The organism is Stenotrophomonas sp. NPDC077659, from assembly GCF_050268705.1.
In the GTDB taxonomy this organism is placed as follows: Bacteria; Pseudomonadota; Gammaproteobacteria; order Xanthomonadales; family Xanthomonadaceae; genus Stenotrophomonas.
The window spans coordinates 1-1,514 of the sequence record NZ_JBNNHG010000281.1 but is presented as its reverse complement, the minus strand read 5'-3'; the positions used below and the strand labels follow the sequence as shown (position 1 = coordinate 1,514).

General features: G+C 65.3%; 3 protein-coding genes. All 3 read left to right on the top strand.

Annotation, left to right across the window (positions count from 1 at the left end; genetic code table 11):
- The first annotated feature begins 67 nt into the window (after positions 1-67).
- Positions 68-283, top strand: coding sequence for a 30S ribosomal protein S21 (gene rpsU / locus ACQKDV_RS19460; RefSeq protein WP_427785861.1), 216 nt, complete (start codon positions 68-70; stop codon positions 281-283).
- A 133-nt stretch (positions 284-416) separates the two neighbouring features.
- Positions 417-860, top strand: a complete 444-nt coding sequence (locus ACQKDV_RS19455) for a GatB/YqeY domain-containing protein (protein ID WP_324807784.1) — start codon at positions 417-419, stop codon at positions 858-860.
- 103 nt (positions 861-963) lie between these two features.
- Positions 964-1,514, top strand: a 551-nt coding sequence (locus tag ACQKDV_RS19450) for a YhjD/YihY/BrkB family envelope integrity protein (protein ID WP_427785860.1), incomplete at its 3' end; no start/stop codon positions are given.

Genomic DNA, 1,514 nt, shown 5'->3' with positions numbered 1-1,514 from the left:
TGCCCAGCAGGGCACCGATGGTCACCACGCCGGTACCGCCGACGCCGGTGATGAGCCCGGAGATTCCATGCCCAGCGTCAAAGTCCGCGAGAATGAGCCCTTCGAGTTTGCTCTTCGCCGCTTCAAGCGCACTTGCGAAAAGGCCGGTGTGCTGGCCGAAACCCGCAAGCGCGAGTTCTACGAAAATCCGACCCAGGAGCGTAAGCGCAAGGCCGCCGCTGCTGTGAAGCGTCAGCTGCGCCGCTCGTCGCGCGACGTCACCAAGCGTCAGCGCCTGTACTGATCGGACGCATCTTCATTGCGATGGGCTTGCCTGTCGCAGTGGAGCCGAAGCCGGCACGCGCAAGCGTCGCCGGCTTTTTGCGTTTCCGGGCCTGGGCATCCGCCCCGGCCCCACCACCACCACGAGGTTCCTCATGAGCATGAAGCAGCAGCTCACCGACGACATGAAGGCCGCCATGAAGGCGGGCGAGAAGCACAAGCTGGGCGTGATCCGCCTGATCAACGCCGCCATCAAGCAGAAGGAAGTGGACGAGCGTGTCGAGCTGGATGACACCGCCGTCATCGCCGTGCTGGACAAGATGGTCAAGCAGCGCAAGGACTCGGTCAGCCAGTACGAAGCGGCCAACCGTGAAGACCTGGCCGAGATCGAGCGCGCCGAGATCGTGGTGATCGAAGCCTACCTGCCGGCTAAGATGGGCGAAGCCGAGATCGTGGCCGCCATCCAGGCCGCCATTGCCGAGACCGGTGCCAGCGGCCCGGCCGACATGGGCAAGCTGATGGGCGCGCTGAAGCCCAAGCTGGCCGGCCAGGCCGACATGGGCCTGGTGTCCAAGCTGGTCAAGCAGCAGCTGTCGTAAGCCAGCAGCCGGGGTCGGATCCCTTTCGCACCGCGAAAGGGCTCTGACCCCATCGCCGCGATGCTTCACCGCGCCTTCGACCCCCAGCTGCTACAACACGGGCATGGTTGAACCCGCGTCCAATGTCCCCGTGAATCTGCGCAAATACGTCCAGCGTCTGCAGGACAGCTTTCCGATGGCCGTCGGCAAGCGCTTCGTCGAGATCGACGTACTCACCCAGGCCGCCTCGGTCTCCTTCTACGCCCTGCTCTCGATGGCACCGCTGCTGGTGCTGCTGCTGTGGCTGACCGCGTCGCTGTACCCGCCCGCACAGCAGGCACTGGTCGAACAGATCAGCGCCGCCGCGGGCAGCAGCGCCGCCACCGTGGCCGAAACCGTACTGAAGAACGCCGACAACCAACCCGACGTCGGTTCGCTGGCCGGGCTGTGGAGCACCCTGCTGCTGTTCATCGGCGCCACCGCCGTGTTCGCCCAGCTACAGAACGCCCTGAACCTGATCTTCCGCACCAGCGGCGAGCGCCTGGAAGGCATCAAAGCCTGGCTGCGCAAGCGTGTGTTTTCCTTCGGCGTGGTGCTGGCGCTGGGCTTCCTGCTGATCCTGTCGATGACCGCCACCACCCTGCTGCAGGTGGCCTTCGCCCAGCTGCCCTCGAT

Excerpts from the sequence above, each read along its gene's own strand:
- ACQKDV_RS19455 (WP_324807784.1), top strand. The coding sequence starts at position 417 with ATGAGCATGAAGCAGCAGCTCACCGACGACATGAAGGCCGCCATGAAG.
- rpsU (WP_427785861.1), top strand. The coding sequence starts at position 68 with ATGCCCAGCGTCAAAGTCCGCGAGAATGAGCCCTTCGAGTTTGCTCTT.